21 protein-coding genes are annotated in these 22,631 nt (G+C 70.5%); 6 read left to right on the top strand and 15 right to left on the bottom strand.

The window, feature by feature from the left end; all coding sequences use genetic code 11:
- Window positions 1–19: 19 nt before the first annotated feature.
- On the bottom strand, window positions 20–955 hold the full coding sequence (locus G5C66_RS14510; RefSeq protein ID WP_165111675.1) for a TerC family protein: 936 nt from the start codon (window positions 953–955) through the stop codon (window positions 20–22).
- Window positions 956–1,145: 190 nt separating this feature from the next.
- On the opposite strand from G5C66_RS14510, the gene G5C66_RS14505 reads away from it, so the two are divergent.
- Together G5C66_RS14505 and G5C66_RS14500 are read left to right on the top strand one after the other, a co-directional pair.
- A complete protein-coding gene (locus G5C66_RS14505) occupies window positions 1,146–2,528 on the top strand; it encodes an FAD-binding oxidoreductase (protein WP_165111674.1) in 1,383 nt (460 codons plus the stop codon).
- Window positions 2,529–2,553: 25 nt separating this feature from the next.
- Window positions 2,554–3,381 carry a hypothetical protein gene (locus G5C66_RS14500; protein WP_165111673.1) on the top strand — a complete coding sequence of 276 codons (828 nt, stop codon included), beginning with the start codon at window positions 2,554–2,556 and terminating at the stop codon, window positions 3,379–3,381.
- A gap of 17 nt (window positions 3,382–3,398) precedes the next feature.
- Here G5C66_RS14500 and G5C66_RS14495 read toward each other — a convergent pair whose 3' ends face one another.
- The 3 genes from G5C66_RS14495 to G5C66_RS14485 all read right to left on the bottom strand — a co-directional run bounded on the left by G5C66_RS14495 (window position 3,399) and on the right by G5C66_RS14485 (window position 6,398).
- Complete coding sequence (locus tag G5C66_RS14495; protein ID WP_165111672.1) at window positions 3,399–5,102, bottom strand: copper resistance protein CopC; 1,704 nt, start codon at window positions 5,100–5,102, stop codon at window positions 3,399–3,401.
- A complete protein-coding gene (locus G5C66_RS14490; protein ID WP_165111671.1) occupies window positions 5,099–5,815 on the bottom strand; it encodes a YcnI family copper-binding membrane protein in 717 nt (238 codons plus the stop codon). Before G5C66_RS14490 ends, G5C66_RS14495 begins: the two co-directional genes overlap by 4 nt.
- Window positions 5,816–5,876: 61 nt before the next feature.
- Complete coding sequence (locus G5C66_RS14485) at window positions 5,877–6,398, bottom strand: cell division protein FtsQ (RefSeq protein WP_241248521.1); 522 nt, start codon at window positions 6,396–6,398, stop codon at window positions 5,877–5,879.
- Window positions 6,399–6,513: 115 nt separating this feature from the next.
- On the opposite strand from G5C66_RS14485, the gene G5C66_RS26040 reads away from it, so the two are divergent.
- Together G5C66_RS26040 and G5C66_RS14475 are read left to right on the top strand one after the other, a co-directional pair.
- Entirely contained in the window at window positions 6,514–8,331 is a 1,818-nt protein-coding gene (locus G5C66_RS26040) for a PDR/VanB family oxidoreductase (RefSeq protein WP_241248520.1), read from the top strand.
- A gap of 11 nt (window positions 8,332–8,342) precedes the next feature.
- Entirely contained in the window at window positions 8,343–8,924 is a 582-nt protein-coding gene (locus G5C66_RS14475; protein WP_206444123.1) for a PadR family transcriptional regulator, read from the top strand.
- A 78-nt stretch (window positions 8,925–9,002) separates the two neighbouring features.
- On the opposite strand, the gene G5C66_RS14470 is transcribed toward G5C66_RS14475, so the two are convergent.
- Both G5C66_RS14470 and G5C66_RS14465 read right to left on the bottom strand, forming a co-directional pair.
- Complete coding sequence (locus tag G5C66_RS14470; protein WP_045552005.1) at window positions 9,003–9,632, bottom strand: 3-oxoacid CoA-transferase subunit B; 630 nt, start codon at window positions 9,630–9,632, stop codon at window positions 9,003–9,005.
- A 1-nt stretch (window position 9,633) separates the two neighbouring features.
- The gene (locus tag G5C66_RS14465) at window positions 9,634–10,398 is read right to left on the bottom strand and encodes a CoA transferase subunit A (RefSeq protein ID WP_165111668.1); all 765 of its coding nucleotides are present in this window, start codon (window positions 10,396–10,398) and stop codon (window positions 9,634–9,636) included.
- Between the two features lie 128 nt (window positions 10,399–10,526).
- Between G5C66_RS14465 and G5C66_RS14460 the strand changes: the two genes are divergently transcribed.
- Entirely contained in the window at window positions 10,527–11,303 is a 777-nt protein-coding gene (locus G5C66_RS14460; RefSeq protein WP_165111667.1) for an IclR family transcriptional regulator, read from the top strand.
- Here the strand turns inward: G5C66_RS14460 and G5C66_RS14455 are convergent.
- The 9 genes from G5C66_RS14455 to G5C66_RS14415 form a co-directional block, all read right to left on the bottom strand.
- Window positions 11,290–12,786 carry an FGGY-family carbohydrate kinase gene (locus tag G5C66_RS14455; RefSeq protein ID WP_165111666.1) on the bottom strand — a complete coding sequence of 499 codons (1,497 nt, stop codon included), beginning with the start codon at window positions 12,784–12,786 and terminating at the stop codon, window positions 11,290–11,292. The two genes, G5C66_RS14460 and G5C66_RS14455, sit on opposite strands and share 14 nt — an antisense overlap.
- 80 nt (window positions 12,787–12,866) lie before the next feature.
- The gene (locus G5C66_RS14450; RefSeq protein WP_165111665.1) at window positions 12,867–13,400 is read right to left on the bottom strand and encodes a ribose-5-phosphate isomerase; all 534 of its coding nucleotides are present in this window, start codon (window positions 13,398–13,400) and stop codon (window positions 12,867–12,869) included.
- The gene (locus G5C66_RS14445) at window positions 13,397–15,148 is read right to left on the bottom strand and encodes a dihydroxyacetone kinase family protein (RefSeq protein WP_165111664.1); all 1,752 of its coding nucleotides are present in this window, start codon (window positions 15,146–15,148) and stop codon (window positions 13,397–13,399) included. Before G5C66_RS14445 ends, G5C66_RS14450 begins: the two co-directional genes overlap by 4 nt.
- Before the next feature lie 3 nt (window positions 15,149–15,151).
- Window positions 15,152–16,117 (bottom strand): D-ribose ABC transporter substrate-binding protein, encoded by a 966-nt coding sequence (locus G5C66_RS14440; RefSeq protein WP_165111663.1) that lies wholly within the window; start codon window positions 16,115–16,117, stop codon window positions 15,152–15,154.
- A gap of 67 nt (window positions 16,118–16,184) precedes the next feature.
- Window positions 16,185–17,321, bottom strand: coding sequence for an ABC transporter permease (locus G5C66_RS14435; protein WP_165111662.1), 1,137 nt, complete (start codon window positions 17,319–17,321; stop codon window positions 16,185–16,187).
- Window positions 17,318–18,922, bottom strand: coding sequence for a sugar ABC transporter ATP-binding protein (locus G5C66_RS14430; RefSeq protein ID WP_165111661.1), 1,605 nt, complete (start codon window positions 18,920–18,922; stop codon window positions 17,318–17,320). The genes G5C66_RS14435 and G5C66_RS14430 overlap by 4 nt, the downstream gene beginning before the upstream one ends.
- Entirely contained in the window at window positions 18,919–19,578 is a 660-nt protein-coding gene (locus tag G5C66_RS14425; protein ID WP_165111660.1) for a DUF2291 family protein, read from the bottom strand. Before G5C66_RS14425 ends, G5C66_RS14430 begins: the two co-directional genes overlap by 4 nt.
- Window positions 19,575–20,411, bottom strand: a complete 837-nt coding sequence (locus G5C66_RS14420) for a triose-phosphate isomerase (RefSeq protein WP_165111659.1) — start codon at window positions 20,409–20,411, stop codon at window positions 19,575–19,577. Before G5C66_RS14420 ends, G5C66_RS14425 begins: the two co-directional genes overlap by 4 nt.
- A 5-nt stretch (window positions 20,412–20,416) precedes the next feature.
- Window positions 20,417–21,478: an alcohol dehydrogenase catalytic domain-containing protein gene (locus tag G5C66_RS14415; protein WP_165111757.1), complete on the bottom strand. Its 1,062-nt coding sequence runs from the start codon at window positions 21,476–21,478 to the stop codon at window positions 20,417–20,419.
- Between the two features lie 162 nt (window positions 21,479–21,640).
- Between G5C66_RS14415 and G5C66_RS14410 the strand changes: the two genes are divergently transcribed.
- A complete protein-coding gene (locus G5C66_RS14410) occupies window positions 21,641–22,627 on the top strand; it encodes a sugar-binding domain-containing protein (RefSeq protein ID WP_206444121.1) in 987 nt (328 codons plus the stop codon).
- Window positions 22,628–22,631: the final 4 nt, after the last annotated feature.

Genomic DNA, 22,631 nt, shown 5'->3' with positions numbered 1-22,631 from the left:
TCGAGACCAACACAGTCGCCTACGCGTTCGTCTCCTCCAGGTCCTTGGCCTCCTCGGACGCCTGCGTACGCGCGGAGGCGATCAGGCTGGTGGTGACGGTGACGGCGAGGATGCCGACGATGATCACCAGGGAGAGCCAGGTCGGCACCACCGGGACGCTGTCCCAGTGGTCGTGGGCCCAGTGCAGGCCGAGCTTCACGCCGATGAAGGCGAGGATCGCGGCCAGACCGTAGGAGAGGTGGACCAGCTTGGACAGCGCGCCCTCGAGCACGAAGTAGAGGGCCCGCAGGCCGAGCAGCGCGAACGCGTTGGTGGCGAAGACCAGGTAGGGGTCGCCGGTGATGCCGTAGACCGCCGGCACCGAGTCGATCGCGAAGATGATGTCGGTGGCGAAGATGGCGAGCACCACGATGGCCATCGGCTTGAGCCCGATCTTGCGGCCGATGCGTACGGCCAGCATCTCCTCGGGGTCGACCTTCTGGTCGTGGCCCTGGAGCGCCTCGATGAAGATCTTGGCGGCGGTGACGAGCAGGATCGCGCCGAAGATCAGGAAGACGATGTCCCACTGGGACAGGGCCGCGGCGCCGAGGGCGATGAAGATGCCGCGCAGCACCAGCGCGCCGACGATGCCGAAGAGCAGCACCTTCTGCTGCAGGTGGCGTGGCACCGCGAAGGCCGCGAGCAGCAGCATGAAGACGAACAGGTTGTCTACGCTGAGCGACTTCTCGACGATGTAGCCGGTGTAGTACTCGAATCCGGTCTGGCTGCCGTGGGCGTTCCAGACCCAGACGCCGAAGGCCAGCGGGAGCGCGATGTAGAAGGCCGACCAGCCGATGGCCTCCTTCATGGAGACGTCGTGGGGCTTGCGGGTCAGGACGAAGTCCAGGGCGATCAGCACCACGACGGCAGCGATGGTGACCGCCCACAGGGTGGGCGTGGCGATGGAATGCAGCATGCAGGGTCCTCAGGCGTGTCGATGAACGTCTGAGGTCTCCCTCACCCCGAGATGCAGGGCGCCACTCCGGGACGGTGTCGGCACCGACGTACTGACCGGAATGAGCTTGATGAGGTACTCCCCTCGGAGTAAAGGGTATCGGTATCGCCGAAGGGGTTCGCAAATCGCCGTCTCACGCCAGAATGGTGGGATGACGACGGAGTCACAGCTGTCCCTGGTCGACGACCTCGACGCGAGCGTCTCCGAGGTGGTGACCGACGAGCTCTCGCTGCTGGCGGCATCGACCGACCGGTCCGGATCGGTCGCCGCCGGCCTGCCGCTGGCGGTGGTGCGGGCCCACAGCGTCGAGGACGTGCAGGCGGCGATGCGGGTCGCCTCGGCCCACCGGGTCCCGGTCGTCCCGCGCGGCGCGGGCACCGGCCTGGCCGGGGGAGCGGTGGCCGGCACCGGACACCTCGTCGTCGACCTCTCCGCGATGGACCGGATCCTCGAGCTCGACCCGGTCGACGAGGTCGCGGTCGTCGAGCCCGGAGTGCTCAACGCGCGGCTGGACGCGGCGGCGGCAGAGGTGGGGCTGCGGTACGCGCCCGACCCGGCGTCGGCGGCGATCTGCTCGATCGGCGGCAACGTCGCGACCAACGCCGGCGGGCTGCGCTGCGTGAAGTATGGGGTCACCCGGGAGGCCGTCCTGGGCCTCGATGTCGTCCTCGCCGACGGCACCCTGATCCACACCGGCCGTCGCACCATGAAGGGCGTCGCGGGTCTCGACCTCACCGCCCTGTTCGTCGGCTCCGAGGGCACCCTCGGCATCGTCGTCGGCGCGACCCTGCGCCTCAAGCCGAGGCCGGTCTCCACGCTGACGGCGTCGGCTGCGTACGCCTCGGTGGCGGCCGCCGCGCGCGCCTGTGCCGAGATCGCGGCCGCCCGGCGGCTGCCGTCGATGCTGGAGTTCATCGACCGGCGCTGCCTCGAAGCGGTCGACCGTTTCGCCGGCACGTCCTACTCCGAGCGCGGGGACGCCTTGGTGATCGCCCAGGCCGACGGGCCGGCGGCCGCGACCGAGATCGAGGCGATCGCCGCCATCGTCGGCAAGGAGGCCACCTGGATCGAGCAGGGCGTCGACGAGGAGTCCTCCGACCGGCTGGTCGAGGCCCGCCGCCAGGTCCTGCCCGCGATCGAGGCGGAGGGATCCTGGTTCATCGAGGACATCTGCGTGCCCCGCTCCCGGCTCGCCGAGGCGGTCGACCGGATCTCCGAGATCTCGCAGAGGCACGGCGTACGCACCTACACCCTCGCCCACGCCGGCGACGGCAACCTCCACCCGGTGATCGGCTGGAACCCCTCGCCGGACGACGTCCCGGGCGTGATGCCGCCGGCCGAGACCCTCGCCGGCGACGAGATCTTCGCCCTCGCCATCGAGCTCGGCGGCACCACCACCGGCGAGCACGGCGTCGGCCGGCTCAAGCGCAAGTGGCTCGAGCCCGAGATAGGCGCGGACTCGATCGACCTCCAGCACCGGATCAAGGCCGCCCTGGACCCGCTGGGGATTCTCAATCCGGGTGTCGGGTTCTGACCATGGTCATGACACTCTTTACCCCGTGCGTGTCGGTATTGCTGCTGTCGTCCTGACCCTCGGCCTCGCGGTCACCCTGATCGCCTGCGGCGGCGAACCAGAAGCCGCCGACCCCACCTCGACCCCGAGCGTGGCGACAGTCGTGACCGAGATCGAGGGCGCCGACGGCACCACCGCGTCCGCCGGTGGCTACACGCTCGGCGAGGTCCGCCTGCCCGCCGAGGCCGGCACCCCCGGCAAGGTGAGCTTCACGATCACCAAGGACGGCGACCCGGTCACCGACTACATCGAGGAGCAGACCAAGGACATCCACCTCTACGTCGTGCGCGACGACCTGGAGGTCTTCCGCCACCTGCACCCGACCCAGGGTGAGCCCGGTGCCTGGTCCGGCGACCTGACGCTCCCGGCGGGCGGCACCTACCGGGTGGTCGTCGAGTTCGCCGCCCGGACGCCCGACGGCAAGGGGCGGCAGGCGATGCTCGGTGCGACGGCGAAGGTCGCGGGGCCGACCGAGGTCGACGTACCCGGCTCCGACGACGGCACCGTGATCGCGGCGCTGGAGGAGACCCCGAAGCCAGGGATCGACCAGGAGATCGGCGTGGTGCTCTCCGATCCGGCCGGCAAGCCGGTCAACCTCGGCACCTACCTCGGGGTCTACGCCCACGTGACCGCGTTCAGCCGCGAGACCGGCGAGGTCATCCACCTGCACCCGCTCGGCGGCCCCGAGAACGGCGAGGACGGCACCCGGCTCGGCATCCACGTGAAGCCGCCGAAGCCGGGTGACTACGTCTTCTTCGTGCAGGCGCGGGTGGACGGGATGATCCACACGCTCCGGCTCCCGGTCACCGTCTGAGAGTCACTGCCTGAGGGTCACTGCCTGACGGGGAACTTCAGCACTCCCAGCGGGCTCTCGAACTCGCCCAGCCGCAGCCCGACGGTCGCCTCCCAGGTGCCGCCCTTGGGCAGCACCACGTCGGCCTCCCAGGTGCCGGCGCCGACCGACCGCAGCGCGAGGCTGCCCAGGTCGACATCGCCTGAACGCAGCTTCGCGGTCGGGATCGCCGCCGCCTCGACCGGCTCGCCGGCCATGTCCTGGATCTGCAGCCGGAGCACGTTCGGACCCGGACCCGCGGGGGTCAGGGTGGCATAGACCCGGTGGTCGTCGCCCAGCTCCGCGGCCTGGGTGTTGGTCTGCGCGACCGTGGCCGTGCCGGCCCCGGTCGAGCCGACACCCGCCTGCGGCGGCTGGTCGACCAGGAAGCCGGTGACGCCGAGGACGACCACGAGCACGCCTGCCTCCATCAGCACCGCCCGGCGCAGCATCGAGCCGGCCTCGACGGTGTCGTCGTGCCCGGCCGCCTGACGCACCCGGGGGAGGACCAGCAGCCGGTTGCCGGCCGCCATCACCGCGACCGCGACCACCAGGGCGATCTTGGTCATCAGCAGGGTGCCGTACGTGCTGTTGAGCAGGTTGTCCCAGGAGCCGAGGATCCGCCAGCCCATGAGCACGCCGGTCGCCGCGAGCGCGGCCAGAGACGCGGCGGCGAGGGTGGAGAACCGGGTGACGATCTCCGCCGCGACCGTGCCTCGCCGGGTGATCAGCGGCAGGGTCAGCGCGAGGCCGACCAGTCCGCCGAGCCACAGTGCGCCGGCGACGAGGTGGATGACGTCGGTGAACGTGACCAGCCAGGCGGGTACGACCGCTCGGGAGTGGCCGACCAGCGACGGGGCGCAGATCGCGACCAGTCCTACGGCCGCGGCCAGGCGCGGCCGCTCGCGCAGCGCGAGCGCTGCCGCGATCCCGATGATCCCGACCAGCGCGCTGAGCCATTCCTTGCCGACGGAGGCCGGTGACCAGGCGTCGAAGGTGAGGATCGCTCCGGGTGGGCTCTCGCTCTGCAGCGCGCCGCTGGCCGGGGCCAGGAGCACCAGCGCGACGACGGCGACCATGCCGGCGACGATCTCCACGCGCTGCACCCGGGCGGTGGCGCGGTCGGGGACGCGGTGCTCACCGATGATCAGTGCGCGGAACCAGACCAGGCCCACGACCAGCAGCAGGGCTGCGTACTGGATGAACTGGAGCACCCCGTGGATCACCGCCGTCGCCCTCGACGGCTCCGTGGACGGCGGCGGGGCGACGCTGAGGCTCGGGGCACCGACCGCGAAGGTGAGCGAGCCGGAGATCGGGTGGCCGTCGGCAGAGACCGCTCGCCAGGCGACGACGTAGGTGCCGTCGCCGAGGCTGCTCGCCTTCGCGAGGGCGACCTTCATCTCGGTGCCGCTCGCGGTCGCCTCGGAGGTCACCTCCTCGCCCTTCGCGTCGAAGACCGTCACGCCCGCGGGCGGCAGCGTCACCGCCTCGTCGAAGGTGAAGGTGATCGTCTCCGGCGCCACCTCCAGCACCGCACCCTCCTCGGGGTCGGTGCCGATCAGCGTCGCGTGGGCCTGGGCGGGGGAGATGCTGATCAGGACGGCGTACGCAGCGGCAGCAAGCACCACCAGCAGCCGTCCCAGGCCGCGCCGGCCCGGGCCCCGGTGGTCGGGGCCGGACCGGCGCGTCAGGGGAGCACTCACGCCTTACGACGCCCCAGCGCGAGGGCGGTCGAGCCCGCGATCAGGCCGAGGATGCCGGCGCCGGCGCCGACGCCTCCCCACAGGTTGCTGTCGCCGTCCTCCGCCTCGGCGGCGACCGGCTCGGCCTTCTCCTCGGAGGCTTCCTCGGCGCCGTGGCCGTGCCCGTGGCCGTCCTCGGACTCCGCCGCGGTGACCTCGAAGGCCGGGGCCGGGCTCTCCGGCTCCTCCGTGGCGCCCTCGGGGGTCTCCTCGATCCAGGCGGTCTCGCCCTTCTCGCAGGTCTGGACCGTCGGGAAGCTGAGGGTGCCCTCCTTCTCCGGCAGCTGCAGGGAGACCTCGAAGGCGTCACGCTGACCCTCGGGCAGCGGGGTCTTCGCGGTGTAGACGATGGTCGCGTCGCGCTCGGTCAGCTCGTTGCCGTGAGCGTCCTTGATCGGCTCGGCGAGCTTCTCCTTGGTGACCTTGACGTCGTAGAACGGCTGGCGCGTCGGGGTGACCGTGTTGATCCCCTCCGGCACCTGGATGGTGATCTTGTTGGTCGGCGAGCCTTCGCAGCCGTGGCCGACGCTGAAGGTCAGCACGGTGTAGGCGCCGGCCGCGGTCTCGGTCGGGGTGACCGTGACGTGCGCGGAGGCCGGGGCGGCGACGAGGAAGGTGACGGCCGCGGCAGCGGCAGCGGGCGCGCCGAGGCGCGCGAGGGTACGTCGAGACATGGGGTTGTTGCTTTCTGTGGAGTGTCTGCTGGGCTGGTGCCCAGTGGGTCGGGTCGGGTCCTCAGGCGAGGACCGGCGGCCCGCGTCCGGCAGCGACGTACGTCCACAGGTGGTTGCGCAGAACGATCGCCTGCGTCAGGGGGAGAGAGCGGAGCGGGATCGGCGTCCGGGGCGTCGTGAGCACCCGGGAGATGACCTGCCAGGCCCGGCGGTGCAGCATCCACACGACGACGGTGAGCACCGCGGCCGCGGCGTGCGCGACCAGCATCGAGGTGTCGCCCGTGCCGCTGGTGTGCGCGTGGGCGGCAGGGGCTGCGTACGCCTCGAAGGCCTCGTGCATCCCCAGCTGGGTCGCTCCGGCGAGCACCGCCCCGAGCGCGATCCCGACCCGCCGCTGCAGCACCACGACTCCGGTGCCGAAGGCGGCGAACCCGGTCGCCACCAGCCACAACGCGTCCGGCAGCTCCCCGCCGCCGGCCAGGTGGGCCAGGCTGGACCCGGTGGTGATCTCCACCGCCGCGAGCAGCGCCAGCCACACACTTCCGCGTGTCGGCCGCACCACCCTCAGATCCACGCCGGACATTGTCGCAGACAACCGGGTCAGTGGCGGATCAGGGCGTTCCCGGATACCCCGGACGATCGGTTCTGTCGAAGATAGTCGATATCGACTATTCGCTATCGACTGTATGGAGCTGACGATGACAACGACCCACCCGGTCCCGCGGACGGGACGCCGAGGCACGGTGATCACGCTCGTGCTGTTCGCCGTGGCCAGTGCCGTGCTGGCCGTGACGCCCCCGCTGGTCGCCGGAGCCCTGCGGTTCCCGGACGCGCGCACGCCGGTCTGGATCGCCTCCGCCGTGACCACGACGCTCGTGATCGCCCTGGTCCGGAGAGCTCGGCCGGCGCGCGGCATCGTGCTGAGCCTGGGCTGGGTCCTGCTCGTCCTGGCGACCGTCCAGGCCTTCGTCGTCGTCGACCTGCTCGCTCTGGTCGCGATGTTCGCCGCGGCACCGATCCTCGCCTCGCTGACGGGCCAGCTCACCGGGCGCAGCCGCAAGGCACTGGTGGTCTTCCATGTGGTCGCTGCCGCCTGCTGGACGGGCGTGGCGCTGATGATGTCCGCGGTGGGGATCAGCGCTCTGACCAGCGACGACATCACGTACGTCGCGGTCGCCTACCAGGTGATGGAGATCTTCGACGTCAACCTGCTCGCCTGGCTCAACTTCGCGGCCACGCTCTCCGGGGTGGCTGTGGGCATGTGCACGCAATGGGGCGTCGTCCGCTACTGGTGGGTGGCCACGAAGCTGGCGATCTCGCTGGTGATCCTGTTCTCGGCGTTCACCTGGATCCACGGTCCGTTGGAGGCCGCCGCCATGGAGGCCGAGCACCTCGCCGCCACCGGCGGATCGCCCGCCGACCTCACCACCTCGCCCGTGCTGATCGCCGCCGGCTTCGGGTTCGCCTTCGGCCAGCTGCTGATCGCCATGCTGCTCTCGCTCTACAAGCCGGGTGGACGTACGCCGCTCGGCCGCCGTGCGATCGAGCGCACCCGCCGGGCCCGCACCGAAGGCGCAGGGAGCGCGGAGATCGCTGTCGTCGCGGAGATGACAGACATCGCCGACGGTGTCCGCGAGCTGAGGCTTCGGACCGTCGACGGGGCCGAGCTTCCGGCATGGGAGCCGGGTGCGCATGTCGACCTGGTGCTGCCCTCGGGACTGGTGAGGCAGTACTCGCTCTGCGGCGACCCGGCAGACCGGACGAGCTACCGCGTCGCGGTGCTGCGCGAGGACGCGGGCCGCGGTGGCTCGGTGGAGATCCACGGGCTCGAGCCGGGCGCCAGGATCGGTCTGCGCGGCCCTCGCAACCACTTCCCGCTCGCCACCGCCGCACAGCATCTCTTCATCGCCGGCGGCATCGGGATCGCTCCGTTCGTCCCGATGGTCCGCGAGCTCGCCGCTCGTGGCGAGGACTGGCGACTGGTCTACCGCGGAGCCTCGATCGAGTCGATGGCGTACGCCCGCGAGCTCGCCGCCGACTTTCCGGCCGACGTCGAGCTCGTTCCCGCGGATGCTCGTCCGCGCCCGGATCTCGCCGCGTTGGTCGCCGAGACCGCACCGGGGTCCGCGGTCTACTGCTGTGGCCCCGACTCGCTGATCGAGGCGACGGAGCGCGCGGTCGCCGCGGCCCCGGGGCGGACCCTCCGGCTCGAGCGGTTCACCGCCACGGACCGCAGCGACCTGGAGAGCCGTGCCTTCGAGGTGGAGCTATCGCGAACCGGGCAGGTCGTCGAGGTCGCCGAGAACCAGACGATGCTCGCGGCGATCCAGCAGGTGGAGCCGGCCCTGGACATGTCGTGCGAGGACGGGGTCTGCGGCAGCTGCGTCCTGAGGGTTCTCGAGGGCACCCCGGATCACCGCGACGACGTCCTGCAGCCGGACGAGAGGACACGCACCGACGTCATCTACCCATGCGTTTCCCGGGTCGTGGGCGACCGCGTCGTCGTGGACCTGTGACGATGGGAGCCATGCCGGTCCAGAATCCCCTTGCGCTGGTGGTGCTCGCCTACCTCACCCAGGAACCGATGCACCCCTACCAGATCGGGCAGCTGCTCAAGGAGCGCAACGTCGGCGCGAGCGTGAAGTTCCGTCCCAGCTCGCTCTACATGGTCGTCGACCAGCTCAGTCGTGACGGCTACATCGAGGCGCGCGACTCCTCGCGTGCCGGCCGTCGGCCGGAACGGACGACCTACGCCATCACCGGTTCCGGCCGCGCCGAGCTCCGCGAGCGCCTCGCCGCCCTGATCGCCACACCGGACGAGGAGTTTCCGAGGTTCAGGTCGGCGCTCTCCCTCCTGGTCGCCCTGCCGCCGGAGGACGTGCCGCCGCTCCTGCGGAAGCGCGAGTCCTCGCTCCAGGAGGACGTCGACGAGATCCGTGACCGCCTCGCCCGGGTGAGGGGAGAAGGGGTCGAGCGGGTCTTTCTCCTCGAGCACGAGCACCGGCTGGCGTTGTGCGAGGCCGAGCTGGCCTACGTACGTCGCATCCGCGATCTCATCGAGAACGACCCCGACTCGCTCGGTGACTTCTGGCGCGACTTCCACCGGTGAGGGCCGAGCCGTCACGCACGTCGGCCGAGACGTCACACCCGTGACATCTCGGCCGACGCAGCTGACCTCTCGGCCGGGTCAGCGGAGGATCGGCGGCTCGGTCTTCTCCTCGACCTCGTTCAGCGTCACCCCCGGCGCGAGCTCGACGAGCCGCAAGCCCTCGGGGGTGACGTCGAGGACGCAGAGGTCGGTGATGATGCGCTGCACGACACCGAGGCCGGTGTAGGGGAGCGAGCACTCCTCGACGATCTTGTAGGAGCCGTCGCGAGCGACGTGCTCCATCAGCACGACGACCTTCTTGGCGCCGTGGACGAGGTCCATCGCGCCGCCCATGCCCTTGACCATCTTGCCGGGGATCATCCAGTTGGCGAGATCGCCGCCCTTGGAGACCTGCATGGCGCCGAGGATGGCGGCGTCGATCTTGCCGGAGCGGATCATCCCGAAGCTGGTGGCGGAGTCGAAGAACGACGCGCCCTTGCGTACGGTGACCGTCTCCTTGCCGGCGTTGATCAGGTCGGGGTCGACGGCGTCCTCGGTCGGGTAGGCGCCGGTGCCGAGGATGCCGTTCTCGCTCTGCAGCACCAGCTCGACGTCGTCGGGGACGTAGTTGGGCACCAGCGTCGGCAGCCCGATGCCGAGGTTGACGTAGTCGCCGTCGGAGAGCTCCGCGGCGGCACGGGCGGCCATCTCTTCACGTGTCCATGCCATGTCAGCGCACCGTCCTCTTCTCGATCCGCTTGTCTGCGGCCTGCTCCGGCGTCAACGGCACCACCCGGTGCACGTAGACACCCGGGAGGTGGACGTCGTTCGGTGCGATCTCGCCGGGCTCGACGAGTTGCTCGACCTCCGCGATGGTGATCTGGCCGGCCATCGCGGCCAGCGGGTTGAAGTTGCGGGCGGAGTCCTTGAAGACCAGGTTGCCGTGGCGGTCGCCCTTCCACGCGCGGACGATGCCGAAGTCCGCGACGATGGCCTCCTCGAGCACGAACTCCTGCTCACCGTCGCGCGTCTCGAAAGTCATCACCGGCTTCTCGGGCGAGGTTTTGATGACGTTGCCCGCGTCGTCGTACTTCCACGGCAGCCCGCCCTGCGCGACCTGGGTGCCGACGCCGGTGCGGGTGTAGAACGCCGCGATGCCGGAGCCGCCCGCGCGCATCCGCTCGGCCAGCGTGCCCTGCGGGGTCAGCTCGACCTCGAGGTCGCCGGAGAGGTACTGCCGCGCGAACTCCTTGTTCTCACCGACGTACGAGGCGACGACCCGGCGCAGCCGCCCGGCGCCGAGCAGCAGGCCCAGGCCCCAGTCGTCGACGCCGGCGTTGTTGGAGACCACCTCGAGGTCGGTGACGCCGGCCTCGAGGATTGCGTTGATGAGCACCGAGGGGATGCCGCACAACCCGAACCCGCCGACCGTGAGGGTCGCTCCGTTCGGGATGTCCGCGACCGCCTCGGCGGCTGAGGAGATGACCTTGTCCATGATGATCAGTCAAGGGTGGGCGGCGCCTTCGGTCAATAGGTGAGCGCAGGTTCACGCTTGATCTTTCGATGAACGACCCCGATGGCTCAGGAGCGTTCACTGAGTGGACGTCGACTAACGTACGTCCCATGGAACCCGGTCTCGGCACGAACCAGCCCAGCGTGATCCGCCGCAGCGCGCACCTGCTGCGGCTGCTCGCCGCGCGCGAGCCGGAGGGCGCGACGACCACCCAGCTCTCGACCGCTGCCGCCATCCCGCGCCCCACCGCCCACCGGCTGCTCAGCACCCTCCAGGAGGAGGGGCTGGTCGAGCGCGACAACACCACGGGCGCGTGGCACCTGGGGCCGGAGTGCTTCCTGCTCGGAGCCGCGGCGACCACCCGCCACGACATCACCCCGGCGGCCCGGGCGGCGGTGCTGCGCCTGGCCCGGGAGACGGGGGAGAGCGCGTTCTTCTCCATCCGTCGTGGCGACGAGACCGTCTGCGTCCTGCGCGAGGACGGCAGCTTCCCGATCCGCTCGCACGTGCTCCACGAGGGCATCCGGTTCCCGCTCGGGGTCGCCTCGGCCGGCCTGGCGATCCTGGCGCTCATGCCCGAGTCGCGCCGCGAGGCCTACCTGGCTCGCGCCGACCTCGTGCCCGCCTACGGCGAGGAGCACTCGGCGTCCGCTCTGCGGAAGCGCATCGCCGCGACCCGCGAGCGTGGCTTCGCGGTCAACCCGGGACTGATCGTGGTCGGCAGCTGGGGTCTGGGCGCCGCCGTCTTCGACGCCCACGGCCAGCCCTACGGCGCGCTGAGCATCACCGGCATCGAGGCCCGCCTCGCGCCCCCGCGCCAGGCCGAGCTCGGCCGCCTCCTCTTGGAGGCGGCCCACGCCCTGACGGCGAAGGCTACGTCCGGGTGAGTGCCTCCTGGATCCGAGCCAGATGGTGGACCTGGTCGCGGGTGGCGGGATACAGCTCGGTGAAGGTGCCGTAGAGCTCGTCGTAGACGGCCCGGTTCTCGGGGCTGGGCACGATCTCGCCGACGATCCTGGTCCAGTCCGTGTCGGGCGGAACGAGGCCGGAGCCGATCGCCGCCAGGAGGGCGTCTCCGTACGAGGCCCCGATGGTCTGCTCGGGCACGAGCTGGCGGATCCCGGTCACGTCGCTGACGATCTGGCTCCAGGGCCCGCTCCGGGTGCCTCCGCCGACGGTGACCACACGGGAGGCGGGGCCGCCCGCGACCTCGAGGAGCTCCAAGATCTGCCGTACGCCGTAGGCGATCCCCTCGTAGACGGCTCGGTACAGGTGCCCGCGGCCGTGACGCAGCGACAGCCCGGCGACGACGCCGCGCGCATGCGGGTCGAAGAGCGGGGTGCGCTCGCCCGCGAAGTAGGGAAGCACGACGAGTCCCTCCGCGCCGGGCGGGGTGAGCTCGGCCTCCTCGGCGACGGTGGCGATGTCGACCTTCCCGGTGAGCTCCTGAACCCAGGAGAGCAGGCTCCCCGAAGTCGCCATCCCACCCGCGAGCGTCATCACGTCCGGCTGCACGCTCTGGGCGGTCCACAACGGGGGACAGGCCTTCAGGTCGCGGCCGATCTGGACGAAGAACATCGTGGAGCCGTACATCAGCATCAGGTCGCCCGGCTGCCGGACGCCACAGCTGAATGCCTCGGTCCAGGCGTCGACGGACCCTGCCATCACGGGCGTGCCGACGGGCAGTCCGGTCGCCGCGGCCGCGTCGGCCCGCAACGTGCCGACCACCTCCCCGGACCAGGCGAGCCGGGGCATCCGGAGGTCGCCGACGATCTCCTCCACCCAGTCGGTCGCCCAGTCCTGGGCCGCGAGGTCGTAGAGCGGCGCGCACTGGCTGGCGGTGTGGTGATCGAGGATGTACTCGCCGGTGAGCCGGGCTACGACGTACGAGCTGGAGCCGAACCATCGGCGGGTCCGTGCCCACACGTCGGGCTCGTGGCGCCGCAGCCAGAGCAACTTGGGGCCGACCGCCTGGGAGCTGAGCGCGCTGCCGGCCCGGTCGAGGATGGCCTCGGCCCCGAACCGCTCGGTGAGCTCCTCGATCTCGGCCGAGGCCCGGCTGTCGATACCGTAGAGGATCCCGGGCCGGAGCGGGGTGAGGTCATCGTCGGTGACCAGGACGCACGGGCCGATCCCACTGACGCAGATCCCGGCGATCATGTGGCCCCGGGCGTGCAGGGCCAGCTCGCGGCAGATCGAGACCACCTCGTCCCACCAGATGGTCTCGGCGTCCATCTCGGCATACCCGGCCCGGGGCAGCGACATCTGGTGACGGCGCATCGTCTTGGCGATAACGACCCCCTCGGCGGTGGCCAGCACGCCCTTGCTGCTTCCGGTGCCGACATCGACCCCCACGACCAAGGCAGCCATATACCCTCCCAGTCGCGCCGGACAGCCGTGTCCGACAGCCTTGACGGCGTGATCGGTCGATCCTAATGGCTGTCGGGGCCTCAGCAGCTCGAGGGCTGTTCCCGCTCCGTGGTGCCCTGCTCGTACTCACCGATGGCCGCGACCTTGGCGGCCGAGGCCGACTCGGGGTCGAACTCGTAGCCCAGCCACTCCTTGGCCAGGCGGCGGGCGAGTTCGATCCCGACGACGCGCTGGCCCATGCACAGGACCTGAGCGTTGTTGCTGAGCACCGCCCGCTCGACCGAGAAGCTGTCGTGCGCCGTGACGGCGCGTACGCCGGGGACCTTGTTGGCGCTGATGGCCACACCGAGCCCGGTGCCGCACACGAGCAGCGCGCGATCGACGCTGCCGTTGGCGACCAGCTGTGCCGCCGAGGCCGCGACGTGGGGGTAGGCGGTGTGCTCGTCGGTCGTGACGCCGACGTCGACCACCACGGCGACCCGTGGGTCGGCCTCCAGGTCGGCCTTCAGGATGTCGCGGTAGGAAACGCCGGCATCGTCGCAGCCGACGGCGATCCGCAGCCCGCCGGCTGCCTCCGCGGTCTGTACCGGCTCGGTCGGGGCTGACTCGGTCATGAGGACTCCTCGTGGATGGTCTGGCAGGTCTGGTCGAGCCGCTCGCCGATCGCGGCGACGATCAGGGCGAGCGAGACGGCACCGGGGTCCGGAGTGCCGAGGCTGCGGTCGGCGAGCGGGCGGGCGCGCCCCACCTTCGGCACCATCGGGGCGGTCGCCTCGGCGGCCTTCGCACAGCTCTCCGCCGCCGCCCGCCACGCCTCGGGAAGGGTGAGCGCGGTGTCGGTGGCCTGTTCGAGCGCGTCGGCGAAGGGACAGAGCGCGTCGAGCATCGTCTTGTCGCCGAGTTCGGCCCGGCCGAATGTCTGCACGCGGGTCGTCGCCGCCCGTACGGCCTCGGCGAGCCGGCCGAGGTTGACCGGCTCCTGGTTGCCGAGGCCGTCACCGACGGTGTCGAGGACCAGGCCCCACAGGATGCCGCTGGTGCCGCCGGCGCGGTCACCGAACGCGGCCCCCGCCGCGCTGAGCACCGATCCGACTCCGCCGCCGGAAGACACCGCCGACTCCGCCGCCTCGAGGGCGGCCCTGGATCCGCGGCTCATCCCGATGCCGTGGTCGCCATCGCCGGCGACCGCGTCGATCTCGCCGAGACGTTGCTTGTGCTCCTCGACGGTCGCGGCCAGGGTGGCGATGAGGTCGCGCGCGACGGCAGCGTGCCGGCGCGAGGCCGGGCTCGCCGCGTCCTGCGTCTCCTCCGCCTGGACGCCGACAGGCACCGTACGCTCCGTGAACCGTCCGTTGGCGACAGCCTGGCCCCGGCGGTATGCCGGGGTGTCGGCCGGCGCCCGCCACAGCGGGTCGAGCTCGTCGTCGAGCCAGGTCACGGTGAGCGAGCAGCCCGCCATGTCGAGGCTGGTGACCAGCTCGCCGACCTCCGGGTCGACCAGGTCGAGGCCGGCGGCGCGCAACCTGGGCTCCACCTCGCTCCAGAGCACGTAGAGCTCCTCGTGCTTCGTCGATCCGAGGCCGTTGAGCAGGACAGCGGCCCGCCCGTCGGCCGAAGCCGGACGCTCGGCGAGCACCCGCTCGACGAGTTGCTCGGCCAGTCGCGCGGCGGGCATCCAGTCGGTGGTGCTGATGCCGGGCTCGCCGTGGATCCCGAGACCGAAGTCCACCTGCCCCTCCTGCACGTGGAAGAGGGCGTCGCTCGCTCCTGGCAGGGTGCAGCCGTCGAACGCCACCCCAAAGGAGTACGTCGCAGCGTTTGCGTGCCGCATGAGCCGCTCGACCTCTTCCAGGTCCTTGCCCTCCTCGGCCGCGGCGCCCGCCATCTTGTAGACGGTGAAGGTCCCGGCGATGCCGCGGCGGTCCGCCTCCGCGCCGGGCGGTGCGGAGGCCACGTCGTCGGTCACCCACACGACGCGTACGTCCACGCCTTCTGCGCGCAGCCGGTCGGCCGCTACGCCGAAGTTGAGCCGGTCGCCGGCGTAGTTGCCGAAGGCCAGCACCACCCCCGCGCCGCCGTGCGCGGCGCGGGCGATGCGGTAGACCTGCTCGGCGGACGGCGAGGCGAAGATGTCACCGAGCACGGCGCCGTCGGCGAAGCCGGGGCCGACGACTCCGTTGTAGGAGGGATAGTGGCCAGAACCGCCCCCAATGACGAGCGAGACCTTGCCGGCCAGGGGACCGCCCGCGCGGATGAAGCCGGAGGCGTCGGGGACGCGTTCGACGTAGCGCGGGTGAGCCGCGGCGAAGCCGGTGAGCACGTCGCTCTTGAATGTGTCGGGGTCGTTGTAGATGTGGGTCATCGGTCACTCGCTGATGACGAAGTTCTCGACGGAGTCGACGTTGTCCTTGGTGACCAGGACGCAGTCGAGGGCCTGCTTCTCCTCGGCCGCGCCGGTCTCGCCGGACTTGATGACGCTGTCGAGCTGCTCGATCGCGCTGTTGGTGCCCTCGACGATCGGCTGGACCACCGTGGCCACCAGCTCGCCGGACCGCACCGCGTCGACGGCGTCCTGGCTGCCGTCGAAGCCGAGGACCTTGACCTGGTCGAGCTTGCCCTTGGCCTTGAGCGCGTTGACCGCACCGAGCGCCATCTCGTCGTTGCCCGAGATCACCCCGGTGATGTCGGGGTTCTTGGCGAGCAGCGCCTCCATCTTCTCCTGGCCCTCCTGGCGGTCCCAGTTGGCGATCTCCTCGCCGACCTTCTTCAGGTCCGGGTACTGGCCGAGGACCTGCTCGTACCCGTCGGAGCGGACCTGCGCGTTGTTGTCGCTGGGGTTGCCGAACAGCTCGACATACGTCCCCTTGTAGTTCATCGAGGCGGCCCAGGCCTCGGCGCCGACGGTGGCTCCCTGGGCGTTGTTGGAGACGATCTGCGAGGCCGCGAGCCCGGTCTCGGAGATCTCGGCGTTGATCAGCACGATCGGGATGTCGGCGTCGACGACCTTCTGCACCGCGGCGATCGACTCGTCGGCCCCGGCGGGGTCGAGCAGGATTCCGTCGACGTCGTCGTTGACGGCGGTCTCGATCAGGGTGTTCTGCTCGTCCGGGTCGTTGCCGTGGGCAGCGGTGTAGGAGTCGTAGCCCAGGGCGGTGGCGGCCTTCTTCGCGGTGTCGACCTCGGCCTTCCAGTAGGGGTTGGAGGGGTCGACGGTGATGATGGCGATGGTGCCGCCGCCCTTGCCTCCCTTGTCGTCGGTGGCTTCCGAGCCGCACGCGGCCAGGCTCAGGGCGAGCCCGGTGGCGGCGATGCCGGCGAGAATTCGCTTCATGATGTGTGTCCTCTCGAATGGTTGCGGACCTGCCGCGTCCTGGGGTGGGAACGGTGGATGACGGCGTTCATGCGGACCTGCTCGCGGCAGGGGTCTTGGAGCGGACCTCGGCCGCGGCGCGCCGCGCCGCCCCGCGGTTCTGGGCGATCTGCTGGACCCGGTCGACGGCGACGGCGAGGATGATCACCGCACCGGTGATGACCTGCTGCCAGAACGGCGAGACGCCCACGATGACCAGCCCGTTGGCGAGGAACCCGATCACGAAGGCGCCGATGATGGTGCCGCGGACGGTGCCGCGGCCTCCCGAGAGAGCCGCGCCACCGATGACAACCGCGGCGATCGCGTTGAGCTCGTAGAACTGGCCGAGGTCGGCGGTCGCCGAGCTGATGTTGGCGATCTGGAGGAGGCCGACGATGCCGGCGCAGGTCCCCGCGATCACGTAGATCCGCGCCTTCACCCGAGTGACCGGTACGCCGGAGAGCTCGGCCGCGCGCTCGTTGCTGCCGCTGGCGTACAACCACCGGCCGAACGGCGAGCGCACCAGCAGGATCGAGGCCAGGATCGCCAGCGCGATCATCACCCATGCGGAGATAGGCAGCCCGAGGGGGCGGCTGGCGAAGACCTCGAAGAACCCGGTGTTGCCGAGGCCCTCTTGGCCGCGGAGCTCGTTGGTGATGTTCTGGCCGTTGAGGAGCACCTCGGTCAGGCCTCGACCCACGTAGAGCATGCCAAGCGTGACGATGAACGGGGCGAGGCGGAGCCGCGAGATCAGCAGCCCGTTGGCGTAGCCGACCAGCGCGCCGACCCCCACCGAGATGACGACGATGACCCAGACCTGCGGGAACATGATCGCCTGGGTCAGCGGCAGGTCGAGTCCACGGAAGAGGTTTCCGGCAACGGCGCCGGTCAGGCCCACGGTCGAGCCGACCGAGAGGTCGATGCCGCCGTTGAGGATGACCATCAGCATCCCGAGCGCCAGGATCGCGTTGAAGGCGACCTGCTTGGTGATCGTCACCAGGTTTCCCGGGTCGAGGTAGTTGTCGCTGAGCGTCGCGAACACCGCGATGATGAGGACTAGGGCGAGCAGGGCCCGGCCCTCCATCAGGGCGCTGCTGAGCGTGATCGAGCGGAGCCGGGACGCGAGGCCGCCTGCCGGGCTCTGGGGGCGGGGCGTCACCTCGGCGGGTGCGTTCGTTGTGGTCATTGCGTGCCTCCGATGGCTTGGTCGGTGGTCGGGGTGCTGGTTGTCGGGCTCGCTGACTCGCCGGACGCGGCCATGACCTCGGCTCGGGTGCTCGTGCGCGGGTCGAACTCGCGCACGATGCGGCCCTTGTGCATCACGACGATGCGATGGGAGGCGGTCATCGCCTCACCGATCTCCGAAGTGACGTAGAGGACTCCGAGGCCCTTTTGGGCCTCCTTGAAGAGCAGGGCGAAGATCTCGCCCTTGGCTCCGACGTCGATGCCGCGGGTGGGCTCGTCGAGGAGCAGCACGGTCGGGTCGGTCATCAGCAGCTTTCCGATCACGACCTTCTGCTGGTTGCCGCCCGACAGCGACGTGATCGGGGTGTCCGGACCGGCCGCCTTGACGGTGACCTCGTCCATCCCGCGCCGGATGCGTCCGGACTCCGAGACCCGGGAGATCAGGCCCTTGCGGACCACCGAGCGCAGGCCGGCGAGCGAGAGGTTGCTGCCGACGCTGAGCAGCTGGACGACGCCGTCGCGCTGCCGGTCCTCCGGGACGAGTCCGAGGCCCCGGGAGATGCGCTCGCCGACGCTCAGCCCGGCGATGTTCTCGCCGTTCAGCAGCACCTCGCCTGCGGTCATCGGGTCGCGGCCGGCCAGGGTCTCCATCAGTTCGGTGCGCCCGGCACCCATCAGGCCGTAGAGACAGACGATCTCGCCGGCGCGTACGTCGATGGAGACGCCGTCGACCACCACCCGTCCGGTGGCGTGGTCCGCGACGGTGAGGTTCCGGACCGAGAGTGCGACCTCACCGGAGTCACGGGGCTCGTCGCGGAAGTCGTACTCCGCCTGCCGGCCGGTCATCTGGTGCACAACCCAGGGCAGGTCGATCCCGCCTGCCGGCTCGTGCGCCACCAGTTCGCCGTCGCGGAGCACCACGGCGTGGTCGGCGATGCTGATCGCCTCCTCGAGATGGTGGGAGATGTAGACGATCGCGACGCCGTTGGCGGTGAGCTCCCGAATGACCCGGAAGAGCACCTCGACCTCGCTCGCGCTGAGGGCCGAGGTCGGCTCGTCCATAATCAGGATCCGGGTCTCGGCGGCCAGCGCCCGGGCGATCTCGACGATCTGCTGCTGACCCATCCGGAGATCCGCGACCAGTGTCTGGGGCGCGATCTCCTCCTCGAGCTGGCGCATCAGCCGCGAGGTGACCTCTGTCTCGCCGGCGTAGTCGATCCCACCGATCCGGGTACGCAGCTCGCGGCCGAGGAAGATGTTGTCCCGCACGTTGAGGTTCGGGCAGAGGTTGGTCTCCTGGTGGATGATCGAGACGCCTCGCTCCACCGCGTCGACGGTGTTCTCCAGGGTGATGGGCTCGTCGTGCAGGACCAGCTGCCCGCCCGTGGGCTGCTCGACGCCTGACAGGATCTTCATGAGCGTCGACTTCCCGGCGCCGTTCTCACCGAAGAGCACGGTGACCTGCCCGGCGCGCACCTCGAAGTCGACGCCCTTGAGGGCCTTGGTGACGCCGTACGTCTTGGAGATCCCGACGGCACGCAGGACCACCTGGCCGATCTCTGTCGAGCCTGCCGACACGGTCTCGGTGGCCGGCGCGCTCATCGCGCGACCTCCACGGTCAGGGGCTGGATCTGCACAGGCTTGTCCGCGGGCTGCGGCATGCCGGTGTCGGTTACGCTGACGATGCCGGTGAAGTCGAGCTTCGCGCCCGGAGCGATCTGCCCGCCCGTGCCCTGGTCGATCTGCTCGCGGACAAGCGCCTTCAGTTCGTCGCCGACCTGTTGGTAGGTGGTCTGGTTGGAGGCGTCACCGAACGTGAAGCCGAGGGCGTCGCGCAGGACGGCGCCGTTGGCGGCCGGTCCGTACGCCAGGCTGAGCGGCGTCGTGACGGGGACCTCCTGGACGGTGATCTCGATCGCCTGCTGCTGCGCCGCGACGACGGTCGCGACGCCACGTACAGGGAACAGGTAGGTGGTGTCGTTCGGCCTGGATGCCTCGAGATCGTCGGCCGTCTTGGCGACATCCTTCTGGAGCCCGGTGAGGAGCTCGGGAAGTGGCGTCGCCGCATCGGGGATGGTCTGGTTCGCCTCGGCGAAGAGGTCCTCGGCGGTCTGAGCCGGATCGAACTTCTCCGGGCCGATCGAGGCCAGCTCGTCGGGGGTGACGAAACGGGTGCTGAGGGTCATCGCCACGAGGAGCGCGGCAAGGGCCACCGCTCCGCCGATGCGGAAGGGGGTGAGGCGGCGGTGTCGTGTCATCTTGGGTCCTTTCGAACGATCGCGGACACGAGGTCGGGGTTTCTTGGCTGACGGAGGCTTCGTCGACGAAGCGCGTCGTGGCAACGGCGGGCGATGTCAAGGAGGCCCGGCGCCGTCCAGGCGGCGCGTCCGACGAAGAGGCCGTCCACGTCCAGGCCCGTCACCAGGCCGGCGGCGTTGCCCGCGTGGACGCTGCCGCCGTAGAGGACGGCGGTCGGCGTATCGGCCAGGTCCTCCGCGAGGACACGGCGTACGACTGCCAGTCCCTCGGCAGCCTCGCCGGGCGTGGCGGTGCGACCGCCGTCACCGATTGCCCAGTGTGGTTCGTACGCCACCAGCAGCTCGATCGGCCGCAAGGTCCCGAGCCGGCTGAGTGCATGGCGCAGCTGCCGGGCGAGCACGTCCTGGGTCACGCCGCCGGCGCGCTCGGCGCTGGTTTCGCCCACGCATATGAGGGGTCGCAGCCCTGCGGAAACGGCGGCGGCGACCTTGTCGGCGACCATGTCGTCGGTCTCGCTGAGCAGCGTGCGGCGCTCCGCGTGCCCGATCTCGACGATGCTCGCGCCGGCGTCGCGCACCATGCTCATGGACACCTCGCCGGTGACGGCGCCGTCGGGCCCCGGGTGCGCGTTCTGGGAGCCGAGAGCCACGCCGGTGCCGGCCAGTCGGTCTCGGACGGAGGCCAGGGCGGTGGCGGCAGGCAGGACGAAGAGCCGAACCTCGGGCGGCACGCTTCCCGCCTCGACCGCCGATCGGAGGTCGTCGGCGTACGCCGCGGCCTCGTCCAGGGTCTTCGTCATCTTCCAGCTCGTGCCGAGCCAGAAGGGAGCCACGGAGGTCACGGGATCAGCGAGACCTTGATCGACTCGGTGCCGCGTGCGACCAGGTCGAGGCCGTCCTGGAACCGGGCCAGCGGCAGCTGGTGGGTGCAGATCTCGTCCAGCGGGAGCACACCCGACTCGAGCATCCGGATCGCGGCCGGCCAGCAGTTCGGGCCGAGGTGGGCGCCGCGTACGTCGAGCTCCTTGTCGTCGCTGATGATGCTCCAGTCGACAGTCACCTCGGAGCCGAAGACCCCGTACTCCACGTACGTCCCGAGCTTGCGGAGCACGTTGAGCCCCTGGAGCACGGCGGAGGGGTGCCCGGTGCCCTCGAGATAGACGTCGGCGCCGTAGCCCCCGGTGATCGAGCGGACGAACTCGACGGGGTCCTGCTCGGCGATGTTGACGATGTCGGTCGCGCCGCACTTGGTGGCGAGGTCCAGCTTCTCGGGTGCCATGTCGAGGGCGACCACCCGTGCCGGTGACTTGGCCGCGGCGCCGGCGATCATGCCGAGGCCTATCGGCCCGCAGCCGGCGACCACCACGACGTCGTCGAAGCTGATCTGGGCCCGCTCCACGGCGTGCAGGGAGCAGGACAGCGGCTCTGCGAACGCCGCGTGCGCCGGAGGGAGGTCCTTGCTGATCCGATGCACCAGGGACGCGGGGGAGAAGACCATGTACTCGGCCATCGCCCCGGGGGTGCTGCGCTTGAACCCGAACATGTCGTGGGGCCCGCACATCCAGTACTCGCCGCGACGGCAGTAGCGGCATTCTCCGCACGGCACGATCTGCTCGGCGACGACCCGGTCGCCGACATCGACGCCCCACCGTGCGCGCGCCTCCTCGTCGAGCGCGACCACCTCGCCGGTGAACTCGTGTCCGGGGATGACCTCGGTCTCGGCCCAGGCGGGACGATTCTCGTCACCCCAGAACTTCGCGGCGCCGTGGTAGCACTTCAAGTCGCTCGCGCAGATGCCGACGGCCTCGACCCGGATCAGCGCCTCGCCGGGTCCCGGGACAGGGACCGGGACCTCCTCGAAGCGGTAGTCCTCGGGTCCGTGGCAGACGACCGCCTGCATGGTGCGCCGGTCGAGCTCTGAAGTTGCCTGCGTCATGGAGACCTCCAGTTAGTGATGTTGATCACTCGAACTCATCCACCGTCCCACGGTCGCGAACAAATGTCCAGAACAGATTTTCACGAATGGTCGAATCCGTGAGCGCGGCTGTGGAAGAGTGGTGCCGTGGAGAACACAGGCGGAGCGCGCGGCCAGCAGCCGATCCTGGAGGTCGCAGGGACAGCCAGCACACGCTTTACCCCCGAGGTCATGCATGCGGCGGCGACGCTCTACTACCTCAAGGAGGCGACTCAGGCGCAGGTCGCGCAGCAGCTCGGCATCAGCCGCGCGACGGTCAGCCGCGTGCTCTCCGAGGCCCGCCGCACGGGCATCGTCCGGATCGAGGTGGTCGATCCCGCGACTCGGCGTGCCTCCGAGATGGAGGAGCGGCTGGGCGAGGCCCTGGGCCTCGCTCGGGTGTTCGTCGCCCGTGGGTTCCACCGATCGCTCACCGGCGCGGCGCTCGCCGCGAGGCTCGGGGAGGCCATGACGGAGATCGGGTTGAAGGCCGGCGACGTGCTGCTGGTCTCCTCCGGTCGCACCGTGTGGGAGGTCAGCCAGGAGGCGCTGCCGTCCTTTCCCGGCGTCGTGGTGACGCCAACGGTCGGGGGACAGGACGAGCCCGAGGCCTGGTACCAGACGAACGAGATCACCCGTATGTTCGCCGAGCAGCTCGACGGCCGCCCGGTCTTCCTCTACGCCCCCGCGCAACCGGGAGCCGACCTGCACCGGCTGCTCCTCCAGGACCCGAGCACGCGTCGCGTACTCGATCTGTGGAGCCAGGCGAGGGTCGCCGTGCTCGGCATCGGCGCGCCGCCGCTGACCCGGGAGTCGCTGCCCGGTTACGTGCCGCGCGACGCCCCCTGGCTGCGTGAGGCCGCGGGCGACATCTGCACCAGGTTCTTCGACGAAGAAGGGCAGCCGCTGCCCTATCCCGAGGAGTCCTTGATCGCCACGACCTACGAGGAGCTCAGGGCGATTCCGCACACCATCGCGATGGCCGTCGGCCCGACGAAGGTGCCGAGCATCATCGCGGGTGCGCGGGCCGGCTGGTTCGACACCCTGATCACCGACGAGGACACCGCGGCCCGGATGCTCGACCGGCTGGGCTGAGCGC

It is taken from the genome of Nocardioides turkmenicus (assembly GCF_011045035.1).
Taxonomy (GTDB): Bacteria; Actinomycetota; Actinomycetes; order Propionibacteriales; family Nocardioidaceae; genus Nocardioides; species Nocardioides turkmenicus.
Note: the sequence above shows the minus strand (reverse complement) of the source record. Positions and strands in the feature narration are given on the sequence as shown.